Origin of the sequence: Carnobacterium sp. (assembly GCF_032094055.1) — a bacterium.
Classification (GTDB): Bacteria; Bacillota; Bacilli; order Lactobacillales; family Carnobacteriaceae; genus Carnobacterium_A.
The window spans coordinates 1-12,540 of record NZ_DAMDAK010000008.1; the positions used below are offsets into that span (position 1 = coordinate 1).

The 12,540-nt window shown below is 39.1% G+C and carries 18 protein-coding genes and 1 pseudogene; all 19 read right to left on the reverse strand.

Going from position 1 to position 12,540, the window contains the following annotated elements; all coding sequences use genetic code 11:
* Positions 1–18 precede the first annotated feature (18 nt).
* Entirely contained in the window at positions 19–204 is a 186-nt protein-coding gene (locus RT405_RS02230) for a type Z 30S ribosomal protein S14 (RefSeq protein WP_313467203.1), read from the reverse strand.
* Between the two features lie 18 nt (positions 205–222).
* The gene (rplE, locus tag RT405_RS02235; RefSeq protein WP_035031133.1) at positions 223–762 is read right to left on the reverse strand and encodes a 50S ribosomal protein L5; all 540 of its coding nucleotides are present in this window, start codon (positions 760–762) and stop codon (positions 223–225) included.
* Positions 763–788: 26 nt separating this feature from the next.
* A complete protein-coding gene (gene rplX / locus RT405_RS02240; RefSeq protein WP_035031130.1) occupies positions 789–1,100 on the reverse strand; it encodes a 50S ribosomal protein L24 in 312 nt (103 codons plus the stop codon).
* A gap of 36 nt (positions 1,101–1,136) precedes the next feature.
* A complete protein-coding gene (rplN, locus tag RT405_RS02245) occupies positions 1,137–1,505 on the reverse strand; it encodes a 50S ribosomal protein L14 (protein WP_035031127.1) in 369 nt (122 codons plus the stop codon).
* 51 nt (positions 1,506–1,556) lie between these two features.
* A complete protein-coding gene (gene rpsQ, locus RT405_RS02250) occupies positions 1,557–1,823 on the reverse strand; it encodes a 30S ribosomal protein S17 (RefSeq protein WP_313467208.1) in 267 nt (88 codons plus the stop codon).
* 27 nt (positions 1,824–1,850) lie between these two features.
* Complete coding sequence (rpmC, locus tag RT405_RS02255) at positions 1,851–2,045, reverse strand: 50S ribosomal protein L29 (protein ID WP_035031121.1); 195 nt, start codon at positions 2,043–2,045, stop codon at positions 1,851–1,853.
* Entirely contained in the window at positions 2,035–2,469 is a 435-nt protein-coding gene (gene rplP, locus RT405_RS02260; RefSeq protein ID WP_035031118.1) for a 50S ribosomal protein L16, read from the reverse strand. The genes rpmC and rplP overlap by 11 nt, the downstream gene beginning before the upstream one ends.
* Positions 2,470–2,471: 2 nt before the next feature.
* On the reverse strand, positions 2,472–3,128 hold the full coding sequence (gene rpsC / locus RT405_RS02265) for a 30S ribosomal protein S3 (RefSeq protein WP_035031115.1): 657 nt from the start codon (positions 3,126–3,128) through the stop codon (positions 2,472–2,474).
* Between the two features lie 3 nt (positions 3,129–3,131).
* Positions 3,132–3,488: a 50S ribosomal protein L22 gene (gene rplV, locus RT405_RS02270; protein WP_035031112.1), complete on the reverse strand. Its 357-nt coding sequence runs from the start codon at positions 3,486–3,488 to the stop codon at positions 3,132–3,134.
* Between the two features lie 20 nt (positions 3,489–3,508).
* Positions 3,509–3,787 carry a 30S ribosomal protein S19 gene (rpsS, locus tag RT405_RS02275; protein ID WP_035031109.1) on the reverse strand — a complete coding sequence of 93 codons (279 nt, stop codon included), beginning with the start codon at positions 3,785–3,787 and terminating at the stop codon, positions 3,509–3,511.
* Positions 3,788–3,841: 54 nt separating this feature from the next.
* Positions 3,842–4,655: pseudogene (rplB, locus tag RT405_RS02280) on the reverse strand (50S ribosomal protein L2).
* A 36-nt stretch (positions 4,656–4,691) separates the two neighbouring features.
* Positions 4,692–4,976: a 50S ribosomal protein L23 gene (rplW, locus tag RT405_RS02285; protein ID WP_313467211.1), complete on the reverse strand. Its 285-nt coding sequence runs from the start codon at positions 4,974–4,976 to the stop codon at positions 4,692–4,694.
* Complete coding sequence (gene rplD, locus RT405_RS02290) at positions 4,976–5,599, reverse strand: 50S ribosomal protein L4 (protein WP_035031100.1); 624 nt, start codon at positions 5,597–5,599, stop codon at positions 4,976–4,978. Before rplD ends, rplW begins: the two co-directional genes overlap by 1 nt.
* Positions 5,600–5,624: 25 nt before the next feature.
* Entirely contained in the window at positions 5,625–6,260 is a 636-nt protein-coding gene (gene rplC / locus RT405_RS02295; protein ID WP_035031097.1) for a 50S ribosomal protein L3, read from the reverse strand.
* A 28-nt stretch (positions 6,261–6,288) separates the two neighbouring features.
* Positions 6,289–6,597: a 30S ribosomal protein S10 gene (gene rpsJ, locus RT405_RS02300; RefSeq protein ID WP_313467215.1), complete on the reverse strand. Its 309-nt coding sequence runs from the start codon at positions 6,595–6,597 to the stop codon at positions 6,289–6,291.
* Between the two features lie 429 nt (positions 6,598–7,026).
* A complete protein-coding gene (locus tag RT405_RS02305; RefSeq protein ID WP_313467217.1) occupies positions 7,027–8,049 on the reverse strand; it encodes a branched-chain amino acid aminotransferase in 1,023 nt (340 codons plus the stop codon).
* A gap of 445 nt (positions 8,050–8,494) precedes the next feature.
* A complete protein-coding gene (gene tuf / locus RT405_RS02310; RefSeq protein ID WP_313467219.1) occupies positions 8,495–9,685 on the reverse strand; it encodes an elongation factor Tu in 1,191 nt (396 codons plus the stop codon).
* A gap of 127 nt (positions 9,686–9,812) precedes the next feature.
* Positions 9,813–11,897: an elongation factor G gene (gene fusA / locus RT405_RS02315; protein ID WP_313467221.1), complete on the reverse strand. Its 2,085-nt coding sequence runs from the start codon at positions 11,895–11,897 to the stop codon at positions 9,813–9,815.
* A 105-nt stretch (positions 11,898–12,002) separates the two neighbouring features.
* Complete coding sequence (gene rpsG / locus RT405_RS02320; RefSeq protein ID WP_035031087.1) at positions 12,003–12,473, reverse strand: 30S ribosomal protein S7; 471 nt, start codon at positions 12,471–12,473, stop codon at positions 12,003–12,005.
* Positions 12,474–12,540 lie beyond the last annotated feature (67 nt).

Below are 12,540 nucleotides of genomic sequence, written 5' to 3' on the forward strand. Positions count from 1 at the left end.
CCTTCCCAAATTAGGGGATTACCAGCTGGCTTTTTTCACGCCAGGAATTTGTCCCACATATGCAAGTTCACGGAAACAAATACGGCAAAGTTTAAATTTGCGGTAAACTGAATGTGGACGTCCACAACGTTCACAACGAGTGTATGCTTGTGTTGAGAATTTAGCAGGGCGTTTGTTTTTAGCAATTTGTGATTTTTTAGCCACGTAGTTCGCCTCCTATTCTTATTTTTGGAATGGCATTCCAAGTTGTGTTAAAAGTTCGCGCGCTTCTTCATCTGTTTGAGCAGTTGTTACGATTACAATATCCATTCCTCGTACTTTGTCTACTTTATCGTAGTCAACTTCCAAGAAAATCAATTGTTCCTTAATTCCTAGAGTGTAGTTTCCACGTCCGTCGAAAGCTTTTGTGCTTACGCCATGGAAGTCACGTACACGAGGAAGTGAAACAGATACTAATTTATCTAAGAAATCGTACATTCTGTCTCCACGTAAAGTAACTTTTGTTCCAATTGGCATACCTTCACGTAAACGGAAAGCAGCAATTGATTTTTTAGCTTTTGTGATCATTGGTTTTTGTCCAGAGATCGCTGTTAATTCATCTACAGCTTTATCTAAGTTTTTAGCGTTTGATACAGCATCGCCGACACCCATGTTGATGATGATTTTATCAACTTTTGGTGTTTGCATTACAGATGTGTAATCAAATTTTTCCATCATTGATGGTGTGATTTCGTTCAAATATTTTTCTTTAAGGCGGTTCATTCGGGTTGTCCCTCCTTCCTTATCTTTTATTTATCTAAAACTTCACCAGTTTTTTTAGAAATACGTACTTTTTTACCTTCTTCTACTTTGTAGCCAACACGAGTTGGTTCACCAGTAGAAGCGTCAATTAGCATTACGTTAGAAACGTGAACTGGAGCTTCCATTTCAATAATGCCTCCTTGCGGATTTACTGAACTAGGTTTTTGGTGTTTTTTCACCATGTTGATTCCTTCAACGATTACTTGGTCTTTTTTAGGGAAAGCTTTTAAAATGACGCCTTCTTTTCCTTTGTCTTTACCAGTAATAACTTTTACTTTATCGCCTGATTTAATGTACATGTTTTCTTGCACCTCCTTAGAGTGGATGGTTGGATATTATAGTACTTCTGGTGCTAATGAGATGATTTTCATGAAGTTGTTTTCACGTAATTCACGTGCAACAGGTCCAAAGATACGTGTTCCACGTGGACTTTTATCGTCACGAATAATCACACAAGCATTTTCATCGAATTTGATGTATGAACCATCTGCACGACGAGCGCCAGTTTTAGTACGAACAATAACAGCTTTAACTACTTCACCTTTTTTGACAACGCCGCCTGGTGTAGCATTTTTCACGCTACAAACGATTACGTCACCAATGTTAGCAGTCTTACGGCCAGAGCCACCAAGTACTTTGATCGTTAACACTTCACGTGCTCCTGAGTTATCTGCAACTTTTAAACGACTTTCTGATTGGATCACTATAGTATCCTCCTTTCGGATTTAGAAATTGACTTTATTTTCTCGAGTCAATTAGATAATAACTGATTCTTCTACAACTTCCATTAAACGGAAATGTTTAGTAGCAGATAATGGACGAGTTTCCATAATTTTTACGATATCGCCAATTTTGGCTACGTTGTTTTCATCATGTGCTTTATATTTTTTAGAATATTTTACACGTTTACCATATTTACTGTGTCTTTTTTGAGTTTCTGTTACGACAACGATCGTCTTATCCATTTTATCTGAAACAACACGGCCTTGGTAAACTTTACGTTGATTACGTTCTTCATTCATTGCTTGGTAACCTCCTTTGCCAGTCAACTATTTTTTTAACTCAGCTTGACGTAACGCAGTTTTAATGCGTGCAATCGATTTACGAACTTCACTTAAACGAGAAGTATTTTCTAATTGACCTGTTGCTAATTGGAATCGCAGATTGAATAGTTCACTCTTGTATTCTTTTTCTTTTTCAACCATTTCAGCAGTGGTTAACTCTTTAAGTTCATTAGCCTTCATTCGATTCACCACCAATTTCTGTACGTTTTACAATCTTCGTTTTAACGGGTAATTTGTGAGAAGCTAAACGTAATGCTTCACGAGCTACTTCTTCGGATACGCCGCCAACTTCAAACATGATTTTTCCACGTTTAACTGGTGCTACCCAACCTTCTGGAGCTCCTTTACCAGAACCCATACGTACTCCGATTGCTTTAGACGTATATGATTTATGAGGGAAAATTTTAATCCATACTTTCCCACCACGTTTCATATAACGTGTCATTGCAATACGTGCTGCTTCAATTTGGCGGTTAGTGATCCATTGAGAGTCAACAGCTTGTAAGCCCCATTCTCCAAAAGATACTTCTTTCCCACCTTTAGCTTCACCACGCATTTTACCTCTAAATTCACGACGGAATTTTACGCGTTTAGGTACTAACATGATTATTTCCCTCCTTTCTCAGCGTTCTTTTTTGTTGGAAGAACTTCTCCACGGTAGATCCAGACTTTAACACCTAATTTACCATAAGTAGTATCTGCTTCTTCCCATGCGTAGTCGATATCGGCACGCAATGTGTGTAATGGAACTGATCCTTCAGAGTGAGTTTCGCTACGAGCGATATCTGCTCCGTTCAAACGACCAGAAACCATTGTTTTGATTCCTTTAGCGCCAGCACGCATTGTGCGTTGGATGGCTTGTTTTTGAGCACGACGGAAAGCTACACGGCTTTCTAATTGACGAGCAATTCCTTCGCCGACTAATTTTGCGTCTAAGTCAGGTTTTTTGATTTCCACGATGTTGATGTGGACGCGTTTTCCTGTTAATTCATTTAATTTTTTACGTAATGAATCAACTTCAGAACCGCCTTTACCGATAACCATACCCGGTTTAGCTGTATGAAGTGACACATTTACACGATTAGCAGCACGTTCGATTTCAATTTGAGAAATTGAAGCGTCGCTAAGTTTTTTAGCAATGTATTCACGGATACGTAGATCTTCATGTAAATAGTTAGCAAATTCTTTTTCTGCATACCATTTAGCATCCCAATCACGGATGATGCCTACACGTAAGCCCGTTGGATTAATTTTTTGACCCACAGATTATCCCTCCTTCTTCTCTGATACCACGACTGTAATGTGGCTTGTGCGTTTCATAATTGGTGCTGCTGAACCTTTTGCACGTGGGCGGAAACGTTTCATTGTTGCCCCTTCGTTAACATAAGCTTCGCTGACTACCAAGTTTTCTACGTCTAAATCGTAGTTATGTTCTGCATTAGCTATAGCTGACATTAGCACTTTTTCAACTGCTGGTGATGCTCCACGTGGAGTGAATTTCAAAATTGAAATAGCTTCTCCAACGCTTTTTCCTCTAATAAGATCGACAACTAAACGAACTTTACGAGGTGCAATACGAACAGTTTTTGCTGTTGCTTTAGCTGTTGTAATTTGTTCTTGCATGAGTAATCCTCCCCTCGATATTAACGTCTAGTTCTTTTATCATCCGCAGCATGGCCACGGTATGTTCTTGTTGGTGCAAATTCACCTAATTTATGACCTACCATGTCTTCTTGAATGTAAACTGGAACATGTTTGCGTCCATCATAGACAGCAATTGTGTATCCTACAAAGCTTGGAAAAATTGTTGAGCGGCGTGACCACGTTTTAACAACAGATTTCTTTTCGCTTTTAGCTAATTCGTTCATTTTCTTCATCAAGTGTCCATCTACAAAAGGTCCTTTTTTTAGACTACGACCCATGTTTGAACCTCCTCCCACTGATAAGTTAACTGGCGCATGCCAATTAACTTAGAGTTATTTTTTCTTACGTCTACGAACAATAAATTTGTCTGATTTAGCTTTTGTATTACGAGTTTTCAAACCAAGAGCTGGTTTACCCCAAGGAGTCATTGGACTTGCATGTCCGATTGGAGCTTTACCTTCACCACCACCGTGTGGGTGATCGTTCGGGTTCATTACTGATCCACGTACAGTTGAGCGTTTGCCTAACCAACGAGAACGACCAGCTTTACCAATGTTAATCAACAGAACCAACAGTAGCACGACATGTTCCTAAGATCATGCGAACTTCTCCTGAGTTTAAACGTACCAATACGTATTTTCCTTCTTTTCCTAACACTTGTGCGTTAGTTCCAGCAGAACGTACTAATTGTCCGCCTTTACCAGGTTTCAATTCGATGTTATGGATAACTGTACCTACTGGAATGTTTTCTAATGGCAATGCATTACCAGTTTTGATATCTGCATCTGCTCCAGAAAGAACATGTTGTCCAACTTCGATTCCTTTTGGTGCTATGATATACGTTTTAACTCCATCTGCATATTGTACTAACGCAATATTTGCAGAACGATTTGGATCGTATTCAACTGTTTTAACAATTCCTACGACACCGTCTTTATTACGTTTAAAGTCGATCACACGGTAATTGCGTTTATGGCCACCACCGCGGTGACGGACAGTAATTTTTCCATCGTTGTTACGACCAGCATTTCTTTTAATCGGCTCTAACAAAGTCTTCTCAGGCGTTGTTGAAGTGATTTCAGCGAAATCTGAACCAGTCATATTACGACGACCGTTTGTGGTAGGTTTATACTTTTTAATCGCCACGTGTTTTCCCTCCCGAATAGTATTTTGAAGTCTTAATTACGCTTCAAAAAATTGAATTTCTTTAGAATCATCTGTTAATGTCACGATTGCTTTACGACGTTTTTTTGTGTATCCAGCATATTTACCCATACGTTTTAATTTCCCACGTACGTTCATGATGTTTACATTTTTAACTTTAACGTCAAAAATTTCTTCAACCGCGTGTTTTACTAGCGTTTTATTAGCGCGAACATCCACTTCAAAAGTGAATTTTTTGTCATCTTGAGCAAGCATTGAAGCTTCTGTGATAACCGGGCGCTTGATTACGTCACGTACATCCATTATTGAAGAACCTCCTCTACCTTAGTAAGAGCAGTTTGTGTCAAAATCAGTTTGTTATGAGAAACAACGTCTAGTACAGTAACGTTGTCAGTAGTTACTACTGTAACTCCTGGAAGGTTACGTGCTGATAACATTGTAAAATCATTTCCGTCTTCTACAACTACTAATACTTTTGTATCAACGTTTAGATTTTTCAACACTTGTGCAAACTCTTTAGTTTTTGGTGCGTCAAAGTTCAATGCGTCAACAACGATTAAATCTTGGTCAATCACTTTAGTAGAAAGAACAGATTTAATAGCTAAGCGACGAACTTTTTTAGGAAGCTTGTAGCTATATGAACGTGGAGTCGGTCCGAAGACTGTTCCACCGCCACGCCAGATTGGAGAACGAGTTGATCCTGCACGAGCACGACCTGTTCCTTTTTGGCGCCATGGTTTACGTCCGCCACCGCTGACTTGGCCGCGGCTTTTAACTGCATGAGTTCCTTGTCTTAATGAAGCACGTTGCATGATGATCGCATCAAACACAACGTTTTCGTTTGGTTCGATACCGAAAATAGAGTCGTTTAAAGTAACTTCGCCATTTTGAGTACCGTCTTGTTTGTATAATGCTAATTTTGGCATTCCTTGTTCCTCCTCTCTTAGTTAATTATTTAGCTGCTTTTTGGAAAGCAGATTTAATTTGGATTAAGGATTTTTTAGCTCCTGGTACGTTTCCTTTAATAAGAATAACGTTTTTCTCTGCATCTACGCGTACAATTTCAAGGTTCTTGATTGTAATGCGTTCTCCGCCAGTACGACCAGGTAGTAAAGTTTGTTTAAATACACGAGCTGCGTTAGCGTCACCCAATGAACCAGGACGACGGTGGTGACGAGATCCATGTGCCATTGGTCCACGGCTATGTCCGTGACGTTTGATAACACCTTGGAATCCTTTACCTTTTGAAGTCCCCGTTACATTAACGAAGTCCCCAGCTGCGAAAGTATCAACAGTAATTTCTTTCCCTACTTCGTATTCTCCCAGCTCAACATCGTCAAATTCACGTATGAAGCGCTTAGGAGTAGCATTTGCTTTTGCTACATGACCTTTTGCAGGTTTGTTTGATAAAATATCGCGTTTGTCTTGGTAACCCAATTGAACGGCTTCGTAACCGTCATTTTCCATTGTTTTAACTTGCAAAACAACGTTTGGTGTTGCTTCGATTACAGTTACAGGAATTAATTCTCCAGATTCTGTAAAGATTTGTGTCATACCTACTTTTTTGCCTAAGATTCCTTTGGTCATGAGTACACCTCCATTTTTTTAGTTTGTATTAAAGTTTGATCTCGATATCTACGCCTGATGGTAGATCAAGTTTTGTTAAAGCATCAACAGTTTTTGGTGTTGGATTGATGATATCAATTACACGTTTGTGTGTAAGCATTTCGAATTGCTCACGAGAATCTTTATATTTGTGAGTCGCACGAATCACAGTAAAAAGATTTCTTTCTGTTGGTAATGGAATTGGACCAGACACGCTAGCACCAGTTCTTTTAGCAGTTTCTACAATTTTCTCCGCTGATTGATCTAAAATGCGATGTTCATACGCTTTTAAACGGATACGAATTTTTTGTTTTGCCATCATTTTCCCTCCTTCGCCTAGTCTTAGAAATTAGACATTGCTCCACGAAAATTTTCCGATACACTCGCCGTGGCAAAGCGGCCGGGTGTGTCGCAACCTCTCGTTTCATAGCCGTTGGTTTCTTTTGAAACCCTAGTACGATTTCTTCTCTGAAATCAGCACCTGTTCAATTATACAAGATACCTCTTTTTTTTTCAAGCTTTATTTTATTTTAATTTTTCTTTTTTTGCAGCTCTTTTTTAAGCAGTTTATTTATCCAGTATTAATATAGTAGAAACTGACTTTTAACTCCATAAAAAAGTTACGACAAGAAATGCTCAACGCCTCTTATCGTAACGGATTGCTCTTTATTTGTCCACTTTAATGTCCTGATTTTTTTGCTTTTTATTTTTTAAAAACAACTGGGTCTTCAGCCAGTTGAAATTCAACTTAAACTTTGACGATCCATCCTTCAGGTGCTGGAATTTCGCCATACTGAATACCGGTTAATTCAGTATATAGTTTTTTAGTGATCGGGCCTACTTCTGTTTCACTATAGAAAACATGGAAATCTTCTTTATATTGGATGCCGCCAATTGGAGAAATAACCGCTGCTGTCCCGCAAGCGCCGGCTTCTGCAAATTGATCTAATTCGTCAACATAGACATCACTTTCTTCCACTTCCAGTCCTAAACGTTCTTTCGCTAGATACAACAAAGAATATTTTGTGATACTTGGCAAAATGGAAGGAGAATAAGGAGTGATAAACTTGTTATCTTTCGTGATACCAAAAAAGTTTGCTGAACCGACTTCTTCGATTTTTGTATGGGTAATCGGATCAAGATAAATGGCGTCACTAAAATTTTTCTTATGTGCTTCACTGCCAGGCAGCAAACTTCCGCCGTAGTTTCCGCCTACTTTTGCAGCACCTGTTCCATTACCAGCTGCACGGTCGTAGTCGGAAATCAAAAAGTTAGTCGGAATCAGACCACCTTTGAAATAGGCGCCTACAGGAATACAAAAAATAGAAAATAAATATTCGGAAGCTGGTTTAACGCCAATATTATCGCCTATGCCGATCATGTAAGGTCTAAGATAAAGGGAACCGCCAGTGCCATATGGCGGAATATAAGCCTCATTCGCTTTAACAACTTGTTTAACCGCATCGATAAAAACAGATGTCGGAATAGTCGGCATCAACAAGCGACTGCAGCTGCGTTGCATTCTTTCAGCATTCTGATCCGGTCGGAATAAATTGATATCACCATCTTTTGTACGATAAGCTTTCATTCCTTCAAAAACGGTTTGTCCATAATGTAAAGCAGTTGAACCTTCGCTAATATGTACCTTATTGTCTTCTGTTAAGGTTCCATCATCCCATTTCCCATTTTTCCAATAGGATAGATAACGGTAATCAGTTTTAATGTAACTAAACCCTAAGTTTTCCCAATCAAGTTCTACTGTCTTACTCATCTTATCCACTCCTTACTCTCTAATTGCTTTTCAGTATAACACGATTAATAAAGCTAGAAAAACAAAGTTTTTTCTTTTAATTTTTAAATAAGTTTTCAAATTGCTGCTTGCTAAATTCTTATCTTAATGCAGCTTTTTTGCGGTATCTCGGTTTTATCTGTTATAATGAGGGAATTTTTGAAAAAACAGGAAATCTTTTCAATATGTATAAAAAATATAATAAATCGACTAAAAAGCCTGCTTTTGAACAAACCATATCAGAATCCCTCTAGACTTGCCCATCTTCGCCTATTCTAATAGATAAAAAGTCAGTTAGAAAGTCAAAACTATCTTTGTTTATTTTTAAAAAAATAAAAACCCCCGCACCGATAACGATGCGGGGGTTTTTTCGTCTGAACACGCTCTATCTCTGATAGAGTCTTTTAAACCTTTTTGGTAGCTGTTATTAAGCTTCGATTGAAGCTACAAGGCCAGCTCCAACAGTACGTCCACCTTCACGAATAGTGAATTTAGTACCTGGGTCGATAGCGATAGGTGCGATCAATTCAACGTTGATTGTAACGTTGTCTCCTGGCATAACCATTTCAGTACCTTCTGGTAACTCAACAACACCAGTTACGTCAGTTGTACGGAAGTAGAATTGTGGGCGGTAGTTTGCGAAGAATGGAGTGTGACGTCCGCCTTCTTCTTTTGATAAGATATAAACTTCGCCTGTAAATTTAGTATGTGGAGTGATTGAACCTGGTTTAGCTAATACTTGACCACGTTGGATGTCTTCACGAGCAACCCCACGTAATAAAGCACCAATGTTGTCCCCTGCTTGAGCAAAGTCTAACAATTTACGGAACATTTCAACACCAGTTACAGTTGATTTAGTTGTTGCTTCGTGGATTCCGATGATTTCAACTTCTTCACCGACTTTGATTTGTCCAGCTTCTACACGTCCTGTAGCAACTGTTCCACGTCCAGTGATTGAGAATACATCCTCAACTGGCATCATGAATGGTTTTTCAGTATCACGTTCTGGAGTTGGAATGTAAGTGTCTACAGCTTCCATCAAGTCCATGATTTTGTCTTCGTATTCTGCTTCGCCTTCAAGAGCTTTAAGAGCAGAACCAGCAACAACCGGAGTGTCGTCTCCTGGGAATTCGTATTCTGTTAATAAGTCACGAACTTCCATTTCAACTAATTCTAGTAATTCTTCGTCATCAACCATGTCAACTTTGTTTAAGAAAACAACGATGTATGGAACACCAACTTGGCGAGACAATAGAATGTGTTCACGTGTTTGAGGCATTGGGCCATCAGCAGCAGATACTACTAAGATAGCTCCGTCCATTTGTGCAGCACCAGTGATCATGTTTTTAACATAGTCAGCATGGCCTGGGCAGTCTACGTGTGCGTAGTGACGGTTTTCAGTTTCGTATTCAACGTGAGAAGTTGAGATTGTGATTCCACGTTCGCGTTCTTCTGGAGCTCCATCGATAGAAGCGTAGTCTTTAGCAGTACTTACAAATCCTTTTTTAGCTAATACAGTAGTAATAGCAGCTGTTAAAGTTGTTTTACCATGGTCAACGTGTCCGATAGTACCAATATTAACATGTGGTTTTGAGCGATCATATTTTTCTTTTGCCATTTTAGTAATTTCCTCCTCGAATTGGGTTTTATTATTTAGATGGGAAAAACGTCAGTCTTTGCCCATCATTTGTAAAAAGTATACCTATTATTGTTGTGAAAAGCAACACCTAACCATTACATTAAGCCTATGCTTCTCCACCATTTTTCTTGATGATTTCTTCAGAAATAGATTTCGGAACATCTTCATAATGATCAAATGTCATTGAGAATGTACCACGTCCTTGAGTTGAAGAACGTAAAGCAGTAGCATAACCAAACATTTCAGCCAAAGGAATTGTTCCTTTAACGATTGTTGTGTTTCCACGTACTTCAGAACCTTCGATGCGTCCGCGACGAGCAGAAATATGTCCCATTACATCTCCTAAGTAATCTTCAGGAATTGTAATTTCAACAGCCATCATTGGTTCTAGAATTACTGGGTTTGCTTTTTTAGCAGCATTTTTAAGTGCCATTGAAGCAGCTACTTTAAAGGCTGTTTCATTTGAATCGACATCATGGTATGAACCATCATAAAGTTTTGCTTTGATATCCACTAATGGATAGCCAGCAAGAACCCCATTGTCTAACGAAGCTTCTAATCCAGCTTTTACTGCTGGGATGTATTCACGAGGAACAACCCCACCAACGATTGCATCTTCAAACTCGAAGCCTTTTCCTTCTTCATTAGGAGCAAATTCGATCCATACGTGACCGTATTGACCTTTACCACCTGATTGACGAACGAATTTACCTTCTGCTTGAGTAGAACCGCGGAATGTTTCACGGTAAGAAACTTGTGGAGCACCAACAGTTGCGTCAACATTGAATTCACGTTTCATACGGTCAACAATGATGTCTAAGTGCAATTCTCCCATACCAGCAATAATTGTTTCGCCAGTTTCATGGTCAGTTTCAGCACGGAAAGTTGGATCTTCTTCAGCAAGTTTTTGTAAAGCAACACCCATTTTATCTTGGTCAGCTTTTGATTTAGGTTCAATCGCTACTTGGATAACTGGTTCAGGGAACTCCATTGATTCTAAGATAACTTGTTCTTTTTCATCACATAAAGTATCACCAGTTGTTGTGTTTTTCAAACCAACTGCTGCTGCAATATCTCCAGCAAATACTTCAGGAATTTCGCTACGAGAGTTCGCATGCATTTGTAAGATACGACCTACACGTTCACGTTTTCCTTTAGATGAGTTTTGAACATAAGAACCAGCTTGTAAAGTACCTGAGTAAACACGGAAGAACGTTAAACGTCCAACAAATGGATCTGTCATTACTTTAAATGCTAATGCTGAGAAAGGTTCGCTGTCATCTGCATGACGTAAAACAACTTCATCAGTGTCCATAAGTGTACCTTCGATAGCTTTAACATCAAGCGGTGATGGAAGGTAGTCAATAACTGCATCAAGCATTAATTGAACACCTTTGTTTTTAAATGCTGAACCACAAAGAACTGGATAAAAATCAACATTAACCGTTGCAGTCCGAATAGCTTTTTTCAATTCGTCTTGAGAAATCTCTTCACCTTCAAGGTATCTCTCCATCAAATCTTCATCAGTTTCCGCAACAGCTTCAACTAATTTTGTGCGCCATTCTTCAGCAAGTTCTTGATACTCTGCTGGAATTTCTTCTTCACGAATGTTCATACCTAAATCATCTTCGTAAATTTCAGCTTTCATTTTAACTAAGTCGATGATACCTGTAAAGTTGTCTTCAGCACCAATCGGTAATTGGATCGGGTGTGCATTAGCTTGTAAACGGTCATGAATGGTTCCGACAGAATATAAGAAATCTGCACCGGTTTTATCCATTTTGTTTACAAAGACAATACGAGGTACACCATAAGTTGTTGCTTGACGCCAAACCGTTTCAGTTTGAGGTTCAACACCTGATTGAGCATCAAGTAAAGCAACTGCACCATCTAATACACGAAGAGAACGTTCAACTTCAACAGTGAAGTCCACGTGACCAGGTGTATCGATGATGTTAACGCGATGGTCGGCCCAAGCAGCAGTAGTTGCAGCAGAAGTGATTGTAATACCACGTTCTTGTTCTTGTTCCATCCAGTCCATTTGAGCGGCTCCCTCATGGGTTTCGCCAATTTTATGGATACGGCCAGTATAATAAAGAACACGCTCAGTCGTTGTTGTTTTACCAGCATCGATATGGGCCATGATTCCAATATTACGGGTTTTTTCTAGAGAAAATTCTCTTTTTGCCATCTTGTAATAACACCTCTCTTACTTAGATTTTCTTTGCATTAAATACACATTTTTCCAATAAAGGCATGGCTTCCAAATAAGGAACCCAGCCTTCTTGAGAAAATCTTACCAGCGGTAATGAGCGAAAGCTTTGTTGGCTTCAGCCATTTTATGTGTATCTTCACGTTTTTTAACTGCTGCTCCAGTATTGTTTGCAGCATCCATAATTTCTTTAGCAAGACGTTGTTCCATAGTATCTTCTCCACGTAGACGTGAATAGTTTACTAACCAACGAAGCGCAAGAGCTGTACGACGTTCTGGACGAACTTCAACTGGAACTTGGTAGTTAGAACCCCCAACACGACGAGCTTTAACTTCTAGAACAGGCATGATGTTTTTCATCGCTTGTTCAAACACTTCCATAGGATCGTTGCCAGTTTGTTCTTTAACAATATCAAGTGAACTGTAAAGAATAGTAGCAGCCTTTCCACGTTTTCCATCAACCATCAAACGGTTGATTAAACGAGTAGCTAATTTAGAATTATATATTGGATCAGGTAATACATCACGTTTAGTAACAGGACCTTTACGAGGCATCCGTAACTCCTCCTTCCGAAATATCAGTTCTGATTTAAATACGATTCATTTGATCGGTTTGTTTTAA

What these genes read in the sequence shown, in the direction of transcription:
- rplE (WP_035031133.1), bottom strand. Translation starts at nt 762, where the DNA reads ATGAACCGCCTTAAAGAAAAATATTTGAACGAAATCACACCATCAATG.
- rplX (WP_035031130.1), bottom strand. Translation starts at nt 1,100, where the DNA reads ATGTACATTAAATCAGGCGATAAAGTAAAAGTTATTACTGGTAAAGAC.
- rpsQ (WP_313467208.1), bottom strand. Translation starts at nt 1,823, where the DNA reads ATGAATGAAGAACGTAATCAACGTAAAGTTTACCAAGGCCGTGTTGTT.
- rpmC (WP_035031121.1), bottom strand. Translation starts at nt 2,045, where the DNA reads ATGAAGGCTAATGAACTTAAAGAGTTAACCACTGCTGAAATGGTTGAA.
- rplP (WP_035031118.1), bottom strand. Translation starts at nt 2,469, where the DNA reads ATGTTAGTACCTAAACGCGTAAAATTCCGTCGTGAATTTAGAGGTAAA.
- rplV (WP_035031112.1), bottom strand. Translation starts at nt 3,488, where the DNA reads ATGCAAGAACAAATTACAACAGCTAAAGCAACAGCAAAAACTGTTCGT.
- rpsS (WP_035031109.1), bottom strand. Translation starts at nt 3,787, where the DNA reads ATGGGTCGTAGTCTAAAAAAAGGACCTTTTGTAGATGGACACTTGATG.
- rplW (WP_313467211.1), bottom strand. Translation starts at nt 4,976, where the DNA reads ATGGATGTACGTGACGTAATCAAGCGCCCGGTTATCACAGAAGCTTCA.
- rplD (WP_035031100.1), bottom strand. Translation starts at nt 5,599, where the DNA reads ATGCCAAAATTAGCATTATACAAACAAGACGGTACTCAAAATGGCGAA.
- rplC (WP_035031097.1), bottom strand. Translation starts at nt 6,260, where the DNA reads ATGACCAAAGGAATCTTAGGCAAAAAAGTAGGTATGACACAAATCTTT.
- rpsJ (WP_313467215.1), bottom strand. Translation starts at nt 6,597, where the DNA reads ATGGCAAAACAAAAAATTCGTATCCGTTTAAAAGCGTATGAACATCGC.
- RT405_RS02305 (WP_313467217.1), bottom strand. Translation starts at nt 8,049, where the DNA reads ATGAGTAAGACAGTAGAACTTGATTGGGAAAACTTAGGGTTTAGTTAC.
- tuf (WP_313467219.1), bottom strand. Translation starts at nt 9,685, where the DNA reads ATGGCAAAAGAAAAATATGATCGCTCAAAACCACATGTTAATATTGGT.
- fusA (WP_313467221.1), bottom strand. Translation starts at nt 11,897, where the DNA reads ATGGCAAAAAGAGAATTTTCTCTAGAAAAAACCCGTAATATTGGAATC.
- rpsG (WP_035031087.1), bottom strand. Translation starts at nt 12,473, where the DNA reads ATGCCTCGTAAAGGTCCTGTTACTAAACGTGATGTATTACCTGATCCA.